Consider the following 20,005-nt stretch of genomic DNA (forward strand, 5'->3'; position numbering starts at 1 on the left):
GCCTGATCATTATTATTGCACCTCACCTGTTCACATCATTACTATGCCATTCCTGATGGCGAAAGTGACAAGGCCTACCCTTGTTTTCAGTTTCAGTTTTTCAAAAAGCGCATCGCGATAACCGTCAATGGTCCTCGGACTCAGGTACATGGCCGATGCAATTTCCTTATAGGTCATTTCAGTACAGGCATATTGCAGGAACTCCATTTCCCGGTCACTCAACTTGTTGAGGGGATTGCTGGGGAAATAACCGGATTCCTCTTCTTCCATATTGATGGTATGGATCAGTTTGCCCGTTACCACTTCGGAGTAATAATACCCTTTCTGGATAAGGGCATCCATGGCGTGTTTCAGGTCTGTTGGTTCGCAGTATTTCATGATATACCCTTTCACGCCAGCCTTGAACATGCGAATGATCGCGGCCTCCGTATCATACATGGAAACTGCCAGCAATTTTACATCCGGGAAATGCCTGTTAATCCAGCTTGCAGTGGCATAGCCATCCATGTTAGGCATGTTGATATCCAGCAAAACCAGGTCGGGTAGGTTATTGGGTGAAAGTTTATTCATGAGTTCCTCCCCATCCCTGGCATCAAACATGATCTCGTAATCTGAGAAACTTTCCACCAGTGTTACCAATCCCTTTCTCATCAGCGTATGGTCCTCCACAATGACCACCTTGGTTACTTCTTTCATGATCCAATGGTTTTTGGATGAATAATAGAGGGCATGGATCGTGGGCTGATAAAATCGTATAATGGTAGGGGTTACCAGTTGACTAGCCTACCATTAGGAAAGGTTTGGGAGGAATTAATGGGTAGAACTTTAAAATAACACAAATACCTTATAAAGTCAAGATTGCCGGGTGTTTTATACAGGATTTGTCTGCCCGGTAGCTGCTGCAGGGGCAGGGGATGTATCGATCCAAAGGTGTCGATAGCGGTCTTTCCATTCTTTTTTCCAGCGCCTATGGCTCCAGAGCCACATGTCGGGATGGCGACGGATCACGGTCTCCAGATAGTCACGGTACCGCCTGGTCAGTTCACCTTCCTCCAATTCGAGTGGGCGTTCTGTTTCAATATGCGCATGGACGTAGTAGTGTCCGCGCTTCTTTTTGGTGATATGGACAAAAATTATGGGTAGGTTGTTTTGTCTTGCTCCCCTTTCCGGACCCAACACAAATGGGGCGGGTTTGCCAAAGAAGTTCAGCCAATAAGCTTTTTCCGGATTACCCGGCACCTGGTCTGCAACGAGTCCCAGCAGGTATTGGGTTTCGCGGTAAGGCAGGAATGCCCTTGCCATATCGGTGGCCGGCAGGAGGATCGTGCCCGATCTTGCCCGCATCTTCCGGAACACCCTATCCATTGTTTTGTTGCTCAATGGCATATACACCGCTAACAAAGGGAATGGACTGTACAGGTTAAAGGCAACATTACCCATTTCCCAGTTAAAGTTATGACCAAGGTGTACCTGTGCCTTACTTCCTCTTTCATAGAGCTGGTTGAATACTTCAAAATCACCCTGGACCCTTTTCTTCAGGAAGGCCTCACTTGCAGAAAAAAGTTTGATGGTCTCAATAAAAGTATCCACAAAGTTGCGGTAGAACTTTGCCGCGATCCTATTCTTTTCCTCAGTCGTTTTTTCAGGAAAGGCTACGGACAGGTTTTGGAGCACTACCTTCTTCCTGTAACCGAAGATCTTGTACAGTACCAGGTAAACGAAATCCCCCAATAAGTAAAGCGCCCACATGGGGAGCAGGGAAAGCAGGTAAAGGAAGCCGTAAATGAGGTAGTACATATTCTTCGGTTCTTCAGCAAATGTATGATGGGGACAATGGTATTTCCAATAAAAGGGGTGGGAGAAAAACACCCCTTTTCCCTGGTCCTATAATACAATGTTTTGTATCAACTCGCTCTTGCCCGGGTAATCCGTGTTAAAATGAAGTCCCCTGCTTTCCTTGCGGAACTGGGCGCCCTTCACTACCAGGTAAGCTACTGTGATCATATTGCGCAACTCGCAAAGCTGGGGCGATACAGTACTCTTGTGGTAGAGTTCTTCTGTTTCTTCCCAAAGCAGGTCTAGCCTTTTCATGGCCCTGCCCAGGCGGACATCCGTGCGGACAATACCTACATAGTCACTCATCAGCAATTGCAGTTCCTTCAGGCTTTGGGTGATCAGGATCATTTCCCTGGGTTGTGTGGTGCCGGCTGCATTCCAATCCGGGATATTGGCAGGAATGGAGATCCTGTCCACCTTTTCCATGGCATCCTGGTAGGCACGGTGGCCAAAGACCATGGCTTCCAGCAATGAATTGGAGGCTAATCGGTTGGCGCCATGTAAACCGGTGGATGCGCATTCGCCCGCGGCATAAAGGTTAAGGATACTGGTCCTTCCCCATTCATCGGTCTTCACCCCGCCACAGCTGTAGTGGGCCGCTGGTGCCACCGGTATCATGTGCTGGGTAATGTCGATACCTATCGACAGGCATTTTTCGTAGATGTTAGGGAAATGATGGATGAACTTTTCCTTGCCCATATGCCTGCAGTCGAGGTACACATATTCTGTACCCGTGATCTTCATCTCACTGTCAATTGCCCTGGCCACAATATCACGGGGGGCAAGGTCCTTGCGTTCATCATAGCGCTCCATAAAGGCTTCGCCGAACTTGTTCCGGAGGATGCCGCCATCACCCCTTACAGCCTCCGTGATCAGGAAGGCCTGGCCACCTGTACCGGGCTCATACAAGGCTGTCGGATGGAACTGGATGAACTCCATGTTCTCGATCCTTCCCTTTGCCCTGTATACCATGGCCACCCCATCACCTGTAGCAATGGATGGATTGGTGGTGGTGCGATAGATCTGGCCATTGCCCCCTGTAGCCAACAGGGTTACTTTGGCAAGGATCTTTTCGATCTGGTTGGTTTCTGTATTCAGGGCATACACCCCATAACACTGGATGTCGGGAGTTGATTTGGTCACCAGGTAACCCAGGTGGTGCTGGGTGATGAGATCCAGCACAAACCAATGCTTGATGAACTCAATATTGGGAAATTGCTGCACTTTGGCGATGAGCGCTCTTTCGATCTCCTGGCCGGTTACGTCCTTATGGTGCAGGATGCGGTATTCGCTGTGTCCGCCTTCCTTGCCTAAGGCATATTCACCCTGGCCATCCTTATCGAACTGAGCGCCCCATTGGATGAGTTCGCTGATCCTGTCCACACCCTCCTTCACTACGATCTCCACCACCTGGTCATTGCAAAGTCCATCACCGGCAATGAGCGTATCGTTGATATGCTTTTCGAAACTGTCCGTCTCGAAATTGGTTACACCCGCGATACCACCCTGGGCGTATTTGGTATTGGTTTCATCTGCTGTGGCCTTGGTCACGACAATGATCTTCCTGTCAGGGAACCTTTCGGCCATTTTCACGGCATAGGTCAGTCCGGCTACACCCGAACCGATCACCAGAAAGTCGGTTTGTATCATGTGCTGCAATAAGTCAGCAAAATTAGGGCTTATGCCCGGTAGTGAGCCATTGTGTTGTACCTGTGGCGATAAAATACTGGGCCAGGGCATAACTGGCCATGATGGCCAGGCCGGCACCTTTGAATGGCGTTAGGAATTGGTTGATGGCCAGGACACTGTCTGATAATACGAACAATGCTGCGCCTAGTCCGCAATACAAGGCCGTTTTGTTCCAGTCCCTGCCAAATGCATGAAGGCTGCAAGCCAGCATGGTGGCTATCGTGAGCGCATAGACGAAGACCGGTACCTTCATGGATTCATTGAGTCCTTTGGCCAGGAAGAAATAGAAGATGCCTACATAGAGGCTGAGCGCCACCAATACAATGATATTCCATGGCTTCGCAGGACTAACCTGCTTGCGCACCCGAAGAAAGAAAATGATGTAGAGGATATGAGCGATGAGAAAAGAAGAAAGGCCGGCCAGAAAGAATTTATCCCCTTCGTTCATCAAAAAGATATCGCCCAGCCAGGAAAAGAAGAGGCCTAAAAGGACCCAGTTCCTCAGCAGGGGAGACTGCTTGTTGGCAGCTATGAAATAAGCCATCAGGAATGCCAGGAGCAGTGGTTTGGTTATGAACCGAACCAGTGTGCTATCGGTTGCTATGGCTACAAGATGAACGACCAGGGTAATCCCAAAAAGATAGAGCCAGCCTTTTACTTTCATATGGATCAATATTCGATAACCAATTCAAGGTTCTGGGGACTGTCAATAGCTTGCATCAATCCCCCTTTCAGCGTTACTGATCTTTTATTGTCGGCAATGACAGCCTTAGGGTTGCTGACAGATTTTACCGGCCTGGGGGTTTTCACCGTAAGCGTATACATCATCTCATCCATCATGCCCAGCATACCTTTTACCTCGGCCAGTTTGGGATCAGCCATCAGGCTATCGTAACGCGCTTTATTGAGGGTACGGCTGTACCTGCTGTCTGTAAGCTTAACATCGTACACGCTTCCAAGTTTGTCGATCCCGGAGCTTTCCCCTCCACCCTGGCCATTCGCACCGCCACCAAGTCCCTTGAATGCGTTATTCATGAAATTGTTCTGGTTCATGGCCTCCATGAGCTTATTCACCTGCGCGGCATTTTTAAATGGAACTTTCATGTTCAACTTAAAGATATTCTCCTGCATGTTCATTTTCATGTTCAGTACCCCATCGCGCATCAGTTCCTTTGTTTCAGGGCTTACATCGCTTGCCGTATCCAGGTAGGACCTCATCATGATGGTAGTGTCCATGGATTTTTCCATTCCTTCTTTTTTCAGGTCTTCTTCAGAGGCGAATGATTTCAACATTTCTATCATCTTGCTCATGTCAGTGTCGACAGTGATCTGTCCGGAACCATCAGGTTTCAGTTCCACTTCTTCACTGATCTCCAGGCAGGAGACAAAGAACAGGGCCACCAGCGCCCCGATAAAAATCTTCAGGTGTTTCATAATCGCAATTGTAGTCTTGTCAAGTTAAGCGTTCCCTTTGATATCTACCCTATAATGTGTGGTAAATTGTTTGGATGTTCCAGGCTGCAATAAAACAAGGCCCATTTTATTGTTGAAACAATCGGGTGCGCCGGAGAGATTTTCCAGGGCTATACTTTTCCTGTGGTCAGGGGTATAGATCTGGAGATAAGGATAGTTTTCGTCAGTGGAAATAGTCAGATGCAATCCATTCTTAGGATTCACGAGTTGGCAGGCGTTAGCATATTGTCCCTCCTGCAACAGGAAGCAATTGTCCAGTTTGGTATCACCGAATTTGGCCAGGTCATTGAATCGGTCATAGTCAAGGATGCGGCCTGTTGGAATGAGTTTTTCATCAAACTCCACCATGCCTTCACTAGGGAACTGCAAGAGGTAATCGTCTACAGTATCGCCAAGCGTAAAATAGGGATGCCAGCCATCAGCCATCGGAAGGTCCTGTTGGTCAAGGTTGGTAACTGTTGTCTGCAATTGAAGGGTCCTGTTGGGGAAAAGGGTATAACGTATGTTGCAGCTATAATGGAAGGGATAACCGGGATCATCTGCATGGTATTCGTATTCCATCAATACAGAGCAATGGTAATCGGTTACTGTGGTCTCCTTTACCTGGAATGGTTTATTGAATAACAACCCGTGAATGGCGCTGCCGTCAATGAATTTGTTCTGGAACTCAAATAACTGTCCCTTCCAGGTGTATTGTCCATTGGGGATCCTGCAGGCAAAAGGCGACATCTTACTGCTCTTGTAGCTCAGTGACAGGGTTTGGGCAATGGCTGCACTATCTTCATAGTTATCGATGATATTCATTGATTGGCCATGCCATGATACGGTCAATGCATCCAACATGGCGCCATGGTCAATGGCAATGGCAGCTGTAACAGCTTCCTTTTCGTTATGAAGTTGGATAAGGTGGATGCCTTTGCGTTCGGAGGTGGTAATGGAAAATGACATAGTGACTAGGGTTCTGCTTTATTCTGGTAAATATACCCCCAAGCGGCAATAATCCCACCAGGCATTGGCGTGATAGCGCATAAAAAAGGATGGGTGCTCCCCATCCTTTTTTATTTTATTGTAGCCATAGTTTTATGCAGGTTTAGCGTTCTGCCCATGCCCCATTTTCCTTGAGCAGGTTGATCAGTTCCTCTACTGCTACTTCACTTTCCACATTTCGTTTGACGATCTCCTTTCCTTTGTAAAGGGTGATCTTGCCCGGGCCGCTGCCTACATAGCCGAAGTCCGCATCGGCCATTTCCCCTGGTCCATTCACGATGCAGCCCATGATGGCGATCTTCACCCCTTTCAGGTGGTTGGTCACGGCGCGGATCCTTGCAGTGGTCTCCTGCAGGTCGAAAAGCGTCCTGCCGCAACTCGGGCAGGAAATATATTCTGTCTTTGATATCCTCGTACGTGTGGCCTGCAGGATGGAGAATGCCGTATTGTTGGTGAACTGGTAGATGTCCTTTACTTCCAGGTAAGTACGTCCGCTCACTTTGATGGTATCCATGGTTGCCTTTGAGGAATATCCCAGGCATATGCCATCGCCAAAACCATCCAGTAGCAGGGAGCCGGTCTCCGTTGCGAAATGGATCAGGTGCTCATCGGGTGTATGGTGATTGCTATCCGTCATCAATACAACCGGGTTATTGATCTTCCTGGCCTGCAGTTCCATGAACATGCGCCGAACGGATTGCATCGCATTCTGGTTGGTACTGCTCAGGCAAAGCACAACCGCAGGGTCATTGGCCAGCTTGTCCAGGTAGGGAGTGTCATTGAAAGGGGTGTCATCATTGTAGCAATCTACCATCACAAAGTTGAGTGCTTCATCCTTGATACTGGCATTGCAATACCCGCTATCCTGGAAGATGGGATAGTATTGGCCTGATGAAGGTGTTTTGCCGGTCATGGCTTGTTCCCATGTTTCAGGGTAACAGATGACGCCCAGGGTGCCCGGTAAGGAGAAGTTGAGTGTCTGGTGTCCGGTGAAAATATAATCTGCAGCGGCATCACCGATGCTCCACTTGTCAGTGGCTTCATCGTAATGGTAGCCGATACTCTCCAGGTGATGGGGGGTGATGGAATCGATCCTGCTAAGGTCTGCGATCACGACCGGTACCTGTTTGCCACCAATGTTCTTAATGGCCATGCTTTCCCTTCTTTGATAGGTGAAGGGGGAATAAGGCAGCTTGCCTGCATCTATTGCCGGAACCCTGCTGGGCTCTTTTTCAGGTTGGGCTGCGGGTTGGTTGGCATAGCGCTTCACCAGGTCACGGCATACCGGGATCTCGAATTCGGGATCTTCGGTTAGGGATACCCGTATGGTATCGCCAATACCGTCTTCCAGCAACGAGCCAATACCGATGGCAGACTTGATCCTTCCATCTTCACCGTCGCCGGCCTCAGTAACACCGAGGTGCAAGGGGTAGCATTCTCCAAATTCCTGGTCCATTTGCTGGATCAGCAACCGGTAGGCCTGCACCATTACCTGTGGGTTGCTGGCCTTCATACTCAGGACGATATTGTGGTAGCTCTCTAGCCTGGCGATGCGCAGGAACTCCATGGCGCTTTCCACCATTCCCATGGGGGTGTCGCCATAGCGACTCATGATCCTGTCGCTCAGGGAGCCGTGGTTGGTGCCAATGCGCATGGCCGTTCCGTATTCCTTGCAGATCTTTACCAGCGGGGTAAACCTTTCGCGGATACGTTCTATTTCCTCCGCATATTCGGCGTCGGTGTATTCGATCTGTTCAAACTTCTTCTTGTCAACATAGTTGCCGGGGTTCACCCTCACTTTCTCCACGATCCTGGCCGCAATTTCGGCGGCATTGGGCGTGAAGTGGATATCTGCAACGAGTGGGACAGCATAACCACGCTTCTTGAGTTCATTGCGAATATTGAGGAGGTTCTCGGCTTCTTTTTTACTGGGGGCTGTAATGCGCACCAGTTCAGCACCGGCTTCAATACAACGGATGGTCTGCTCTACGGTGGCAATGGTATCCATCGTGTCGGTGGTGGTCATGGTCTGGACCCTGATGGGGTGACCATTTCCCAGCAACAGGTCGCCGATCTTAACTTCTTTGGTGATCAGTCTTTTATAGCTGGTCAACGATTCGCAATAAGCCTGCATAAGGGGTGCTTGATTTTTAGGACTCAAGGCTGCAAATTAACAAAGAAAGCAGGAGGATGTTTGAATGGCCTTATTCCAACTGGCAATAACTGCCATTGCTGGTAGGTATTGGAATTATTTTGCATATGAATGAAGGGTATGACAGACGTCCTTCTGCAGATAGAGTATGGATTACCAGTCTTTTTCCGGTTGCCTGGGGGAAGCGTTCTTTTGTTGCATTTTTTTCTGGACATCCTTTTCTTTCTGCTCCAATGCTTTCAATAATTGCTCTACCTGTTTCTGGTTCAGCTTACTTGGTGGTGGCTCAGGTTGTTTTTGTTGTTTCTGTTCCTTCTGCTGCTGTTGCTGGTCCTGCTTTTTTTGTTCCTGCTCTTTCTTTTCCCTCAGTGCTTTCTGGAGGTTCTCACGAGCCTCCTTGTCTTCGGGATCCAGTTTAAGGGCTTCTTTCCAGGCTGCAATGCTTTCCTCCAACTGTTTGTTCTGCTGGTGCACAACCCCTTTGTTGTACCATGCTTGCTGGGTCACCGACTTGTCCTTGTTAGCTGCGATCAATTGCTGGTAGCCTTCCAGGGCTGCATTTGCATCACCCTTTTTTTGCAAGGCATTGGCGCTATTGTAAATGACCCTGGGATCATTGGGGGATTTTTCTGCCGCTTTCTTATAGGACCCGATGGCTTTTTCGTATTGGCCTTCCCGGTAGAATTTATTGCCTTCGATCAGTTCAGCATTGCCTTGCTGCGCAAAGGAAATGGTACCACTGCAACAGGAAAGGACCAGGAAACATAAGCAGGCTCTCATAGGGCGGGTGTTTTACGGTCGGCAATGAATGGTTCAGCCAAAAGGGCCAGTAAGGCCAGGGCCAGGAAGATATAGAAATAGGTTTCGTATTGGATGAAGGAACTATCCTCCAGGGTCTTTTGTTCAACTGTTCCCAATTGCTTGCGGATGGTATTGGCTGCCGCGGCAGGGTCCTGCAGGAAAACATAGACGCCATTGCCGGTGCTGGCCAGGTTCCTCAGTTCCTGTTCATTCAATTTGCTGACAACGGTCCTGCCCTGGGCATCCTTTTTGGTATCATTGGTCTCAGGATCGAAGATGGTGCTGCCTTCGGGTGATCCTACCCCCACTGTATTGATCATGACTCCCGCTTCTACCAGGCTGCGGGCAACCTTCTGGGCTTCCGGGTCATGGTCTTCCCCGTCTGATATCAGTACGATGGCCTTGTATTTCTTTTCCTTTGCATTGAAGGCGGTGCCGGCCATCTTCAGTGCTTCTGCGATAACGGTTCCCTGTGTGGGAACGGCATCAGGACCTGCATTCTGCAAGTACATATGTGCTGCTGCGAGGTCGGCCGTTAATGGCATCTGCATGTAGGATCTTCCGGCAAACCAGATCAATCCTACACGGTTATCCTTGAGTTCGTCGATCAGTTTGCTGACCAGTTGGCGGGATTTTTCCAGGCGGTTAGGTTTCACGTCCTGGGCCAGCATGCTCTTGCTCACGTCCATCAGGATCATGACATCCAGGCCCTGCTTCCTGATGTTTTCCTGCTTGCCCCTGGTTTGTGGGTTGGCAATGGCTATCACCATCATGGCAAGGGCAACCAGGGCCAGTATGACCTTTAGCCTGAATTTTGCCGGTGAGAAATTGGCTGTAATGGCTTTTACCAATTCCGGTTCGCCGATCCTGGCAGCGGTCTTTTTTTTCCAACTGTTGAGGTAGATAAAGAGTCCTGCCAGGATGGCCACCAGGCCAAGCGCGGGCAGGAAGTAGATATGTTCAAATCGAAACAAGGATGGCTTTTTTGCAATATAACGGGAGAAAGGCAAAAATGAAGCCAATGTTTTTTGGACGGTAAACGGCTTCAAGGTACAATCCTAGTGCTCAACCGCTCCCATTGATGGACCTGGCATTCCATCATGCCGCGAAGGGAACTAACTGTTTTCTTTATACGGGTGGGAACCTTGTTATTGCAACGCCGTCTTCATGCCCATTACTTCTTTCCTTCCATGAAGCCCATTTGCTTCAGGATGCCTTTCAGGATATTCATGCGGATAACATCCATTTTGGCGTCAGGGTCTTTTGAGCTAACCTGCAGGACAAAGAAATAGGGGTGCTTGTTTTCCTCGATCCAGCCGATGATCCAGGCAGTGTTTTCGGCTCTCTCGTTCTTTCCCCAGCCGGTTTTATAGCTGAGCTTGTAGTTGGCATTGTCCTCGAACAGCATCATCCTGCGCACGATCTCATGTGTCCTGCGCTGGAAGGGTAACTGGTCGAAATAGAGTTTCTTGACCAACCCTAATTGCTCATCGGGAGTTATCTTGATGCTATTGTCCAGCCAGAAGGTATCGATCTTATTGATGGTGGCCCTTCCATAGCGGCTCGCATAGCCAAGGGTATCCAGCCAGCGCTGCATGGTATCCTTACCGATCCTTCGGGCTAATTCCTGGAACCAGGGAACGGCTGAGTAACGGAAGGCCCGGTACATGCTCAGGTCCTGGTTCCAGTTCTCAATGGAACGAACCTTCCCATCCCAGGGAATGACGGTACTATCATCCTTTACCCGGCCGGTTTCAATGCCGATCAGGGAATTGACGATCTTGAAGGTGGATGCCGGCAGGTAGGCGCTGTCCCTGAATCGCTTCTTGTCGCTAATGGTGAAGTTGCCCTGGCCATTGTCAAAGAGGCCGAACACACCGGTTACCTTGTTGTCGGTGAAGAACTGTTCAAGACTTTTATCTTCCTTGACATTATTGGGTGAACAGGCGGTTAGGCCAAGAAGCACTATAGAAAGTCCGATCAGGAAACGCATATGCTGGATTTGAAGCGCAAATATATTGCGGTTTGGGGACACAAAGGGAGGGGCTTCGCCAGCTTGGGTATTAAAGAGAAAATGGGCTGAATTGCTTATACTATTTGCTTACCCTTTTACGTTGGAACAATAAAGAGGCTGACATGAATCGCCAGAAAAACTTTGTATTGATGATTCTTTTAATGTTTGTGCTTGGTGCCTGTAGTAAGGAGGGGAAGGATTGTTGCATGGTTGGTGAGGTTCCCAGCCTTGTTTTCAGGTATAGGTTTGATTCCACCCAGGTCCGGCTGAACAACATTGGCCAACCCTCCGTCATTCCTCCCGGGAATGCAGCGCTTAGCCCTAGAATGAATAAAATGAGCGCTCATTACATAGAACTGGCACCCTCTGCTTTTACGCTGTTGGGGACCGGGGCGGTTGTTTACCATGCACCTGAAACAACGGCAGGTGGCAGCAATGCCATTGATTTTAAGCAATCGGTTTTTGCAGGGGATGGGGAAATTTTCTTTAGCATTCCTTTGAAGCAAGTACCCCCTGGCACTTATGAATGGCTGCGAATATCCCTTGCCTACCAGAACTTTGAACTCCCATTTCGCTTAGACACAACAGTTAGTGGGGTTTCCATCAACCGGACTTTTACCGGTACACTGGCCAGTTTCGTAGGATTCAACAACTATATTGAAAGCTTTAAGGTGAAGAATGGGGTGATCAGCGTTAATGGAAACAGGAAACAAGGTTTCTGGGGTTTCGAAGCAGATTTTTCATCATTAGGCATCCCGCAACCCATAACTTCTTCCGGAGAGGCCCCGGAAGGAAGCACAACCGTTGTTAACCCATTATTCCAGACATCCCCCATTCCACAGGGTTCCTGTGTGGTAACAGCGGCATTTGAACCCGGCAAGCTGGTGATCACCGGCAAGGAAACCAAAGACATTGTGATCGAGGCATCCTTTAGTACCAATAAAAGTTTTGAATGGGTAGATACTTATCCTAATGGTTTTTGGGAGCCCCTTAAAAAAGAAAAAGTTGTGGATATGGGTTTAAGGGGATTAAAGCCCCGTGTCCTTTGACCTTGTATCCCAGCGTGGTCTCCCACGAAGAGGTTCCCGATGGACTTCCTTCCTTTTGCACATCAGGGTTCCCTTCGGGAGCTACCGTCTACCCACATCTTTTCACTTACTTAACACCTCAGCGCGGTCTGCTAAAGGGTAGACGGGATAGTGATGCTGCCCAGCCCCAGCGGGGCTGCTTCTTTGCAGCAAGGTGGTAGTGATGTGATCCAGCCCCGTAGGGTGCTGTTTATTTGTAGCGACAGCAGGGTGATTGAATACAAATAAAGAGCGCCCTACGGGGCTCGTGGAGCCTAACCGATAATCGATGCTATGCTACAAACAAAGAGACCCTCCGGGTCTCAAAACGCCAACCATTGTTCAGGGCAATAGCTATTGTTTAATTGCTTCACCTTCCAAACGAGGAAATAGCACCTTAAGATGCAGGTACACGGTAGGACCTTCGGGAGACTCTGATGGGGTGAAAAATTCATTCTGTCTGTTTAGAAGAGGATCCTGATGGGGTGGAAGTGGGGCCACGAAGGCTCGAAGGCTCAAAGGAACACAAAGACGCCTTAGTGTAACTTAGTGCCTTCGAGCCTTCGTGGCCCAATCTCTGATGGGGAGAATTACAGCATTTTGATCAATACCGCTTCAATACCGCTTTTTGGTAACTGCGTACCCCGTAGCTTTTTACTTTGGGAATGGTAGTATCGCCGCCGCCAGTGATGGCAATGGGTTTCTCCTGGATGTTGTAGAATTCCACCATAAGGCTATCGCCTTCCAGCCAATAATTGTTCATGATGGTATTGCCGCTGACGGTAAAGCTGCCGCAAAACTTGTTCCCGATGAGGAACTGGTCCATTACGATGCTGTTCTTTTCATCGATCAGCCAATGGCCTTTTGTTTTATCGTAAGGCTTCAGGATATAGGGTCTGTAATCTGACTGGTTGGTGCCGTAGATGAGCCGCCAGGTGAATTGGTCGGCACTGTCGGTTGGGAGGATATGTAGCTCCATGGGTACATCCTGGCGTTTGGCCGTACCCTGGTACCAGGTCATGGTGCCTTTCCATTTTCCGGTCCAGGTGGCAGGGAATTCTGTATTTGTTTGCTGGGCCAGGAGCCTGTTTCCTGCCAGGGTGAGTAAGAGGAGAAATGTGAAGCGCATTTTTATGATTGATGTTTACAAAGATGGGTGTTAAACAGGTAATTAAAAAGGGCTGAACCTTTTGTGGTTCAGCCCTGGTCAATAAACCGACTAAAAACAAACGACAAGTAAAACCTATAGTGACTGCTCAATGCCTGGTTTGTTGCCCGTCAATGGCTCATTTTTTCATCTTCAGCCTGTTGACGATCAGTTCCCCGATCTTTTTTCCAGATTCCGCGCCCAGATCGTTGTCGAACCGGAAGTGGATACCGCCGTAAAGTCTTGACATAGCTGCTTCTTTAGCGGCATTGCGGAAAGAAGTGATCTCCCTGTTGGCAATGCCGAACTCCAGCAGCGACGTGTCCGTGAAGCGGAGGTTATCCCCAAACATGCTGGTCATAGCTTCCGCCACCGCGGCGGATACCGTGGCATGGCCACTGGGGAAGGAGGGGAACGGAGGCGTCTGGATATAGGGCCTCCAATCGGGTGATACGTATTTGTTGATCACTGTTTCGGGCCTGATATAATTGTAGGTGTATTTCCCTTCCCAGCAACTGATGAAAGCATCAAATGATGCAATGGCTGTTTTCGTATATGCGGCAACGGTAGTATTGAAATCTGCTCCGGATTTCTTCGCTGCGATGCCTACAATATTCATCCAGTGGCCGGGAGGGGAGAACTTTTTGGTTGCGAACATCACATGTCCGCTGACGTTCAACTTGAATGGATTGTCATCCCAAAAGTCCGCGATATGCTTTTGTTCTTCTGTCAGGCTATCCCCCACCTGCTTCACTTCCATCATGGCCTTGTAAAAAGCGCTGTTCTTGTCGCTGATATTAAAAGCCGGAGGCATAGCTGCCTTACAGGAGGAAGCGCTGTCCAGCACCATGGTCCTGATCTCCATCCAATGGGGCTCCACAGCCTGTGCATACATCGGCGGAGTGGGTACCCATCTTCCATCTTCGGAGGTTACCGTGTAACGGGTAGCTGACCTGGTTTGGGCGTAGTTATCGCCTTTGGACCATTTCATAATGGCAGCTGCCACGGTGTCTGCATAGGCCTTGCTTCCCTCCTGGATAGCGGAAGGCATCCCCAGGCTATCAGCCATATTCAGCAATTCTTCGTAATAGCCCATCAGGCTGCCTTCAGGGAAGGTTACGGCATTGCCCACCTTGGTGAAGGCCAACATAGCAGCCATTGGGAAATCAATATTGGCCGTATCGGTCGGTTTTGGCATTGCCGGCATATGGCTGATCTGGCCGGCAAGGCTTTCAAACTGCCGGGGGGCACCCGCTGCCACTACTTCATAGGCTGCAATGGATGCATAGACATAGTTACGGCTGGCGATCATGGGTGGGAAGTTGTTCTCCAGCACCACATTGTTCAGCTTCTTAACGGTCCTGGCAAAAAGGATCGGGTCATGTATGCCTTTCTTGTAGTCGCCTTTTTGTTGGCAGGAACCTAACACTACTAATGAAACCAGTAATACAAAAACTATTCGCATATTGGGTTATTTCTATCAATTAGTTTGCACCATCATTTTGTCCAAGCTTCACTGCAAAAGATCCAATGGCATTGCCGCATTTCAGGCCTGCTTCACAATCGAAACGATAGTGAATGGCGCCATAGATCCTGGAAAGACTAGCCTCCTGGGCCATCGCCTCAAACTTCGCTTTTTCCCCCGGAAAGACATAGCCTAGAACCGTGGCAGCTGCACCGGAGAAGGTTGAGTGCCCTGAGGTGTATGAGGGGAAATTGGGAAGGCCAATTGTTTTGATGGCTGTGTTCATTTGGGAAGGCCTTGGATAGAAATAATAGGTCTTTGCATCCCAGCAGCTGATGCCGGCATCCTGGATGGCCATATTCATCAAGGCTAAAGCCCTGGCAGCCCTTAGTTCACTGAACTGGTTGGCCGCAATGGAATTACAGGCGATCTCGTTCCAGTGACCGGGTGGGGTATAGGTACCCGCCCCATCGGCCCAGAACTGGTTAATGCGCCAGGTTTCACTGGTTTGGTTCTTGCTGTAATGCAACACTTCGTCCAGTGCTTTCTGGTACTCAGGTGAGCCGATGGCTGGTGGTGGTGGCGGACGGAGGGAGTCGCGTTGTGCGGTGCTGATAAGCCACTGCTTTACATTGCCAAAGAAAGGCAACATGGGTGGACGGGCTGGGGTTTCCATGCTCTTCCATGGGGTTGATGTGCCATGGGCAACAGCATCCACTTCCAGTTGTGCCCAAAGGGTTGGGTTACCCACTGCCTGCCCCATGCCATCGGTACGGTAACGGGCCAGTACTTTGTCGGCCACTGCATTGGCAATGGCTTCTCCGGCAGCCACGTCAGAAGGACTTGCCACGCCGGATAATATTTTGGCTTGCTGCTGGTTGTCGCGCAGCTGCTCAAATTTCAGGGTATCATTAGGGAACATCACTTTCAGCATGCGGTAGGCTACCTGGCTGATCACGCCGTCCTCTGACGGATAGGAGGGCAGGTCCTGCTGCACGGTTTCCAGTGCCTTGATGCTGTTGTCGTTTACACTGGGTGATTTCCTGTTGTACTGGAACTTGTATTTCCAGCAGGTAACCAGTGCATCATATAGGGCAACGTGGAGGTAAGCATAGGCCCTTGAGGCATAGGGAGGATTGGCAAAAGGAAACTTCGGGTAGGCGCCAGGGTTAGTAGCACTGGGAACGGGGTAGGTGCCGTCCGGGTTGGCTTCAGGAGGAAGGTTGTAAGCTGCTACCATTTCCCTTGCCACCTCATTCCATTTGATGAGTCCGCTGCCTTTCCATTGGTTGATCAGCTCTTTCTCTTCGTCGGATAAGGATGCCTGGGCTGCCTTGATATCGGCCAGTTCCTGTTGGTAGGCATTGCTATTGATGTCTGCGGGTGCAGGAATGGCAATGCTTTCGGGATTGCCGATCAGCAGTGTCTTCCAGTTGCCGCCATTGGATTCTGTGGTGGTGGGTTCAAAGGTAGGTGTTACCCTTTCTTCTACATTCTTGGAGCAGGCTGCCATAAAAATACCGGCGCCGGCCAACAGTGCGAATAGCTTATTGTTGCTTGGTCTCATTGTCTTTTTGCTTTTTTTGGAAAGGTTTGAAAACATACTGCAGTCCGGCCATCCAGGTAAAGGCCTTACCCATGTTCCTGCCTGCGATCACCTGGTCTGCCATGGCATGCACGGCAAGGCCTTTTACGGGGGGTATCCAGAGCAGGCCACCGATTGAAATGGTTTGGGCGTCCATCTTGTTTCCCGGATAAGGCATATCATTGCGCCTCATATCCGTACCGCTGGTGCTGATGTTCCAGTTGTATGCGGCATGGATCCTTCCCAGCTTTTTGTTGTAGCCAATGCGCACACTTCCTTCCCATACATCGGGCACCGCCATTTCCTTGCTGTAATACTGCCTGTCGGTATAATAGGAACTGCGCTCCACATCGATCTTGCTGCGCATCTGGTAACCTGTATAAAGGGTGGCAAAAAGACCTGATTGGTGTTCTACCTGCTCTACTACGCCCAGTTTAGCCGTTGTGGCGCCTAATCCAATTGAATAGGGAAGGAAGTCGGGCACATAATTGCTGACAGGTGTGGAACCGCCGGCTGTGAAAAAGGTCATCAGCCGGAGTTTCTTGTTCTTGTTGTCGAAAGCCTTGAACTTGACATCGAGGGATATGTCCTGCCAGCCTTCTTTCGGCATCATGGTCCCGGCATCGGAACTGTTGCTGATATAAGGCAAGCCTGCAAATACATTCCATCGGTCGGTAATGCCATAGCCGGCCATGGGCATTATCCTTTTGGAAGTGAAGGTCCCGATATTCAGGTTCTCCCTCAGGCGGGTTCCTTCCCAATACTCTTTCCATGAACTCTGTGCGTAAGCACCTACGAGGCAAAGCTCTCCCTTGCTCATCGTGAAGCCGTCAGTTGGCGTTTGCGCGTGCAGCGACATAAAGCTAAGGCTGAATGCCAGCAGGCCGCACGCAGTTTTCAATATGCGTGATAACATGTTTGTTTGCGATAAATAATGAAATAAGCGAATCAGGAAAGGTTCGTCCTTTCCCATGCAGCATTGATCCGGTCAATTTTTGTGTAAAGGAAAGATCATGCCTGGTCGGGAGGCTGTTCAGGCGTGCGGAGCCTGATGTCCTTCAACTGAATATCCATGGAAGGAAATGCAGCAGTAAGCTCTTGCACTGCTGGTGAAGGAAGCTTTATTTCATTGTCAACGTAGTAGTCTGATAACAGGTTCTTGAATTGCAGGTTGGCTTTCGGGGCCTTGGTCTTGCCGGAAGAGCTGGCCTGCTGCAGGTCATTGACCATCTTGAAGAATTCATCCCTTGCATTGGTGATGTGCTTCGCTACAGGGTTCGGCAAGGCAAGCACTTCCAATGAATCATTGTAGATCCTGCGCTTGACATATTTGTAATGCATATCCCCGATCGAAACCTCGCCATCCACCCTTTCGAAGATGGGGGAGTTGGTATAATAGGGGAGTTGGGAAACCGGGAGTTTGATGGTGATGAGGTCCTGCTCATCGTAGTTGTCGTTGTTGAAATCCGCTTCCATACGGGCATTCACCTGTTTCTCCACATAGGAGAAATATACCCGGTACCCTGCCCAGTTGAACAGGAAGAGGGCCATTACAAGTATGGCAGCTAGTTTTTTCAACATCTAAATGTAAGGATAATATCCATATGGCCAAACCGGAAATGCCGGAAATCAGTATTCCCCACCGGCGCCACCACCGCCAAACTGGCCTCCCCCAAACCGGGTATCTGGTGCGGCGGTTTGCCCTGTTCCGGCAAATCCGGCTGCGATGAGCAGGTTCTCTGCCTGGAGCAGGTCGGCCTGGTCCCCACCCGGTTCATAGGTGAATGCAGTCTTGTGCTGCCTCAGGTAACGGATGATGAAATAGGTGATGGCAATGAGTAAGGTGCCATACACCAGCATCGCCACCTCGGGTAAAAACATCTGGTAATAATACCTGATGGCGATCGGTAGCACAACCAGGGTCAGTATCCCTAACCGGATCAGGAGCCTGTCGTGTTGCTTTATCCCGAAATAAAGGAAAAGAAAAGGAATGATCCCGGCCCATGCCCAATACAAGCAGCCCAAGGGAAGCACTGCATGCTCATCAAGACTGTTCGCTCCATTAACAGTGTTAAGCATTAAACTGAGCCTTTCCACCAAGAAGTAATGCAGTGCGGCATAGGCGATCAGTGCAGCTGCTGCTTCAGTCCAGTACAATACGTCCTGGTGCAACAGGGAATGCTTGCTCCCCCTGAGTTTCCTTGCCAGGAAGAATATTGCCGCAAAGACCAGCGCTACTGTCCAGGGCAGGAAGTTGCGAAGGGCCGGCATGATTACGAGGTGAAGCATTCCCAGGCTATACAATAGTCCCAGTAATGCGGCCACCGCACAAAGCCTGTCGAGGTAACGGTAGGCTGCAACCGAAAATACCAGGAAGGAAAGGATACCAGTAAGGAATTGTGCCTGGGAGCTTTCAAACCCGAAGGTGATGCTGAAGAATAGCAGCAGGTAGGACAATCCCATATACAACAGCATATCATCGGCACCCGACTTGAAATGGTATTTGTTCCTGATCAGCCATTCCAGTCCTAGATAACTGAGGAGCGATAATATGAAAGGGAAAGCCTTCCCCAAGCTGTCAAACCCCATTAGCATTCCCATCAATCCAAAAGCTGCACTCACGATCACCACGGTCAGGATAGCCAGTCCGACGCGGATAAAAACGTTGGGTGTGTAGAGCCTTACGGGATACCGCAATTTGATATTGGCCGCCTCCAATGGCTTGACCAGTTCCTGCTTTACGGCATTGTCCACCATTTCCCTGACCAATAGGTTTTGGCAATCATTGACTGGATAGGCGATCATGTTGTTTCATTTTCTTGTTGAGCTTTATGAGCAAACCTGAAAGGAGTGCGGCCGAGCCCAGGTAATAGAAGAGGTTGGCATAGATCAGTCCGACATCGTTCGACAGGCTGCCCAATATTTTAGCGGACACCACATAGCTGACGCCAATGTACAGATAGAGTACGGTGACCACCAGGTAGTAGAAGGAGCCTTCGCGGAAGGCCTTGAAATAATGATAGGCGCCCAGGGCCAGCAAGCCCAACATCCACAGCAGGTAGATCCTGTCGAAGTGGAAAAGGCCCGCGAGCAGGGCGATATAACTGATATGTGTCCCAAACTGGTGATAGGTAGGGGAGAAATGGGGCTTGTATTTCCGGGTTGCCAATACGTGGGCCACCACGATCAGTGATATGCCCATGAGCGTTGCCGTTAGGATGGTCCTGTTGTCGTTCAGCTCAGTGATCCCATATGCTGTTGCCCGGTTAACCGTAATGCCCAGCCAGGCAGCCATATTTGTAATGGCCATGCTGAGTACCCCCTGGTGATCGAAATAATAGGCTGCCAGGAAGAGCAGGCACATGGGGATGAAACTGGCCAATCCCCACCGGGTGCCAAATACCTGGTACTGGTATTGCAAGTAGCCGAAGAATATGAGCAGCAGGAGGCAGCCCAGTAGCAGGAGGTAGTCAAAAAGCACACTGGGTGATTCGGTCTTTTGCCACTGAAAGGGCGGGGCATGTTTGAAACTGTAGCCAAAACAGCCCAGCGATGCCAGTCCAACCAGCCCAATGATGGCCAGGTGCCCGATGGTGTCGATATTCTTGTAGATCAGTATTCCGGTACCCCCGCTCACCAGCAGTACCCCAAGGTATAATAACAGCCGAAGTTCATTGTGGATCCTGAGCCTGGGCTGGCTGTAGAATTGCCGGACCTTCCCCATTGATTCCTCACCGACCAGCCCCTGCCGGTGCATGGATTCAAAAAAGTTTTGCGACATGTAGGTTA

Annotated in this window: 18 protein-coding genes; 1 reads left to right on the forward strand and 17 read right to left on the reverse strand. The window is 49.7% G+C overall.

Going from position 1 to position 20,005, the window contains the following annotated elements; translation table 11 throughout:
- Positions 1 to 30: 30 nt before the first annotated feature.
- The 10 genes from KJS94_RS16170 to KJS94_RS16215 all read right to left on the reverse strand — a co-directional run bounded on the left by KJS94_RS16170 (position 31) and on the right by KJS94_RS16215 (position 10,931).
- Positions 31 to 696, reverse strand: coding sequence for a response regulator transcription factor (locus KJS94_RS16170; protein WP_214448399.1), 666 nt, complete (start codon positions 694 to 696; stop codon positions 31 to 33).
- Positions 697 to 870: 174 nt separating this feature from the next.
- Positions 871 to 1,797, reverse strand: coding sequence for a lysophospholipid acyltransferase family protein (locus KJS94_RS16175; protein WP_214448398.1), 927 nt, complete (start codon positions 1,795 to 1,797; stop codon positions 871 to 873).
- 87 nt (positions 1,798 to 1,884) lie between these two features.
- Positions 1,885 to 3,486 (reverse strand): L-aspartate oxidase, encoded by a 1,602-nt coding sequence (nadB, locus tag KJS94_RS16180; RefSeq protein WP_214448397.1) that lies wholly within the window; start codon positions 3,484 to 3,486, stop codon positions 1,885 to 1,887.
- Between the two features lie 22 nt (positions 3,487 to 3,508).
- Positions 3,509 to 4,189: a lysoplasmalogenase gene (locus tag KJS94_RS16185; RefSeq protein WP_214448396.1), complete on the reverse strand. Its 681-nt coding sequence runs from the start codon at positions 4,187 to 4,189 to the stop codon at positions 3,509 to 3,511.
- 5 nt (positions 4,190 to 4,194) lie between these two features.
- Positions 4,195 to 4,959 carry a hypothetical protein gene (locus tag KJS94_RS16190; protein WP_214448395.1) on the reverse strand — a complete coding sequence of 255 codons (765 nt, stop codon included), beginning with the start codon at positions 4,957 to 4,959 and terminating at the stop codon, positions 4,195 to 4,197.
- Positions 4,960 to 4,983: 24 nt separating this feature from the next.
- Entirely contained in the window at positions 4,984 to 5,946 is a 963-nt protein-coding gene (locus tag KJS94_RS16195; protein WP_214448394.1) for an aldose 1-epimerase, read from the reverse strand.
- 142 nt (positions 5,947 to 6,088) lie between these two features.
- A complete protein-coding gene (gene ispG, locus KJS94_RS16200) occupies positions 6,089 to 8,119 on the reverse strand; it encodes a (E)-4-hydroxy-3-methylbut-2-enyl-diphosphate synthase (RefSeq protein WP_214448393.1) in 2,031 nt (676 codons plus the stop codon).
- 171 nt (positions 8,120 to 8,290) lie between these two features.
- Complete coding sequence (locus tag KJS94_RS16205; RefSeq protein ID WP_214448392.1) at positions 8,291 to 8,917, reverse strand: tetratricopeptide repeat protein; 627 nt, start codon at positions 8,915 to 8,917, stop codon at positions 8,291 to 8,293.
- Complete coding sequence (locus KJS94_RS16210) at positions 8,914 to 9,912, reverse strand: VWA domain-containing protein (protein ID WP_214448391.1); 999 nt, start codon at positions 9,910 to 9,912, stop codon at positions 8,914 to 8,916. Before KJS94_RS16210 ends, KJS94_RS16205 begins: the two co-directional genes overlap by 4 nt.
- A 200-nt stretch (positions 9,913 to 10,112) precedes the next feature.
- Positions 10,113 to 10,931, reverse strand: coding sequence for a penicillin-binding transpeptidase domain-containing protein (locus KJS94_RS16215; protein WP_214448390.1), 819 nt, complete (start codon positions 10,929 to 10,931; stop codon positions 10,113 to 10,115).
- A 356-nt stretch (positions 10,932 to 11,287) separates the two neighbouring features.
- Between KJS94_RS16215 and KJS94_RS16220 the strand changes: the two genes are divergently transcribed.
- A complete protein-coding gene (locus KJS94_RS16220; RefSeq protein WP_239804197.1) occupies positions 11,288 to 12,001 on the forward strand; it encodes a hypothetical protein in 714 nt (237 codons plus the stop codon).
- A 622-nt stretch (positions 12,002 to 12,623) separates the two neighbouring features.
- Here KJS94_RS16220 and KJS94_RS16225 read toward each other — a convergent pair.
- The 7 genes from KJS94_RS16225 to KJS94_RS16255 form a co-directional block, all read right to left on the reverse strand.
- Positions 12,624 to 13,148 (reverse strand): hypothetical protein, encoded by a 525-nt coding sequence (locus KJS94_RS16225; protein ID WP_214448388.1) that lies wholly within the window; start codon positions 13,146 to 13,148, stop codon positions 12,624 to 12,626.
- Positions 13,149 to 13,305: 157 nt separating this feature from the next.
- Entirely contained in the window at positions 13,306 to 14,631 is a 1,326-nt protein-coding gene (locus KJS94_RS16230; protein WP_214448387.1) for a vanadium-dependent haloperoxidase, read from the reverse strand.
- A gap of 19 nt (positions 14,632 to 14,650) precedes the next feature.
- A complete protein-coding gene (locus tag KJS94_RS16235) occupies positions 14,651 to 16,198 on the reverse strand; it encodes a vanadium-dependent haloperoxidase (protein ID WP_214448386.1) in 1,548 nt (515 codons plus the stop codon).
- On the reverse strand, positions 16,179 to 17,132 hold the full coding sequence (locus KJS94_RS16240) for a hypothetical protein (RefSeq protein WP_214448385.1): 954 nt from the start codon (positions 17,130 to 17,132) through the stop codon (positions 16,179 to 16,181). The genes KJS94_RS16235 and KJS94_RS16240 overlap by 20 nt, the downstream gene beginning before the upstream one ends.
- Before the next feature lie 95 nt (positions 17,133 to 17,227).
- Positions 17,228 to 17,797 carry a hypothetical protein gene (locus KJS94_RS16245; protein WP_214448384.1) on the reverse strand — a complete coding sequence of 190 codons (570 nt, stop codon included), beginning with the start codon at positions 17,795 to 17,797 and terminating at the stop codon, positions 17,228 to 17,230.
- A gap of 48 nt (positions 17,798 to 17,845) precedes the next feature.
- Positions 17,846 to 19,021 (reverse strand): DUF1129 domain-containing protein, encoded by a 1,176-nt coding sequence (locus KJS94_RS16250; protein ID WP_214448383.1) that lies wholly within the window; start codon positions 19,019 to 19,021, stop codon positions 17,846 to 17,848.
- A complete protein-coding gene (locus KJS94_RS16255; protein WP_214448382.1) occupies positions 18,999 to 19,997 on the reverse strand; it encodes a DUF2157 domain-containing protein in 999 nt (332 codons plus the stop codon). The genes KJS94_RS16250 and KJS94_RS16255 overlap by 23 nt, the downstream gene beginning before the upstream one ends.
- Positions 19,998 to 20,005 lie beyond the last annotated feature (8 nt).

The sequence above is a fragment of the Flavihumibacter rivuli genome (genome assembly GCF_018595685.2).
GTDB classification, from domain to species: domain Bacteria; phylum Bacteroidota; class Bacteroidia; order Chitinophagales; family Chitinophagaceae; genus Flavihumibacter; species Flavihumibacter rivuli.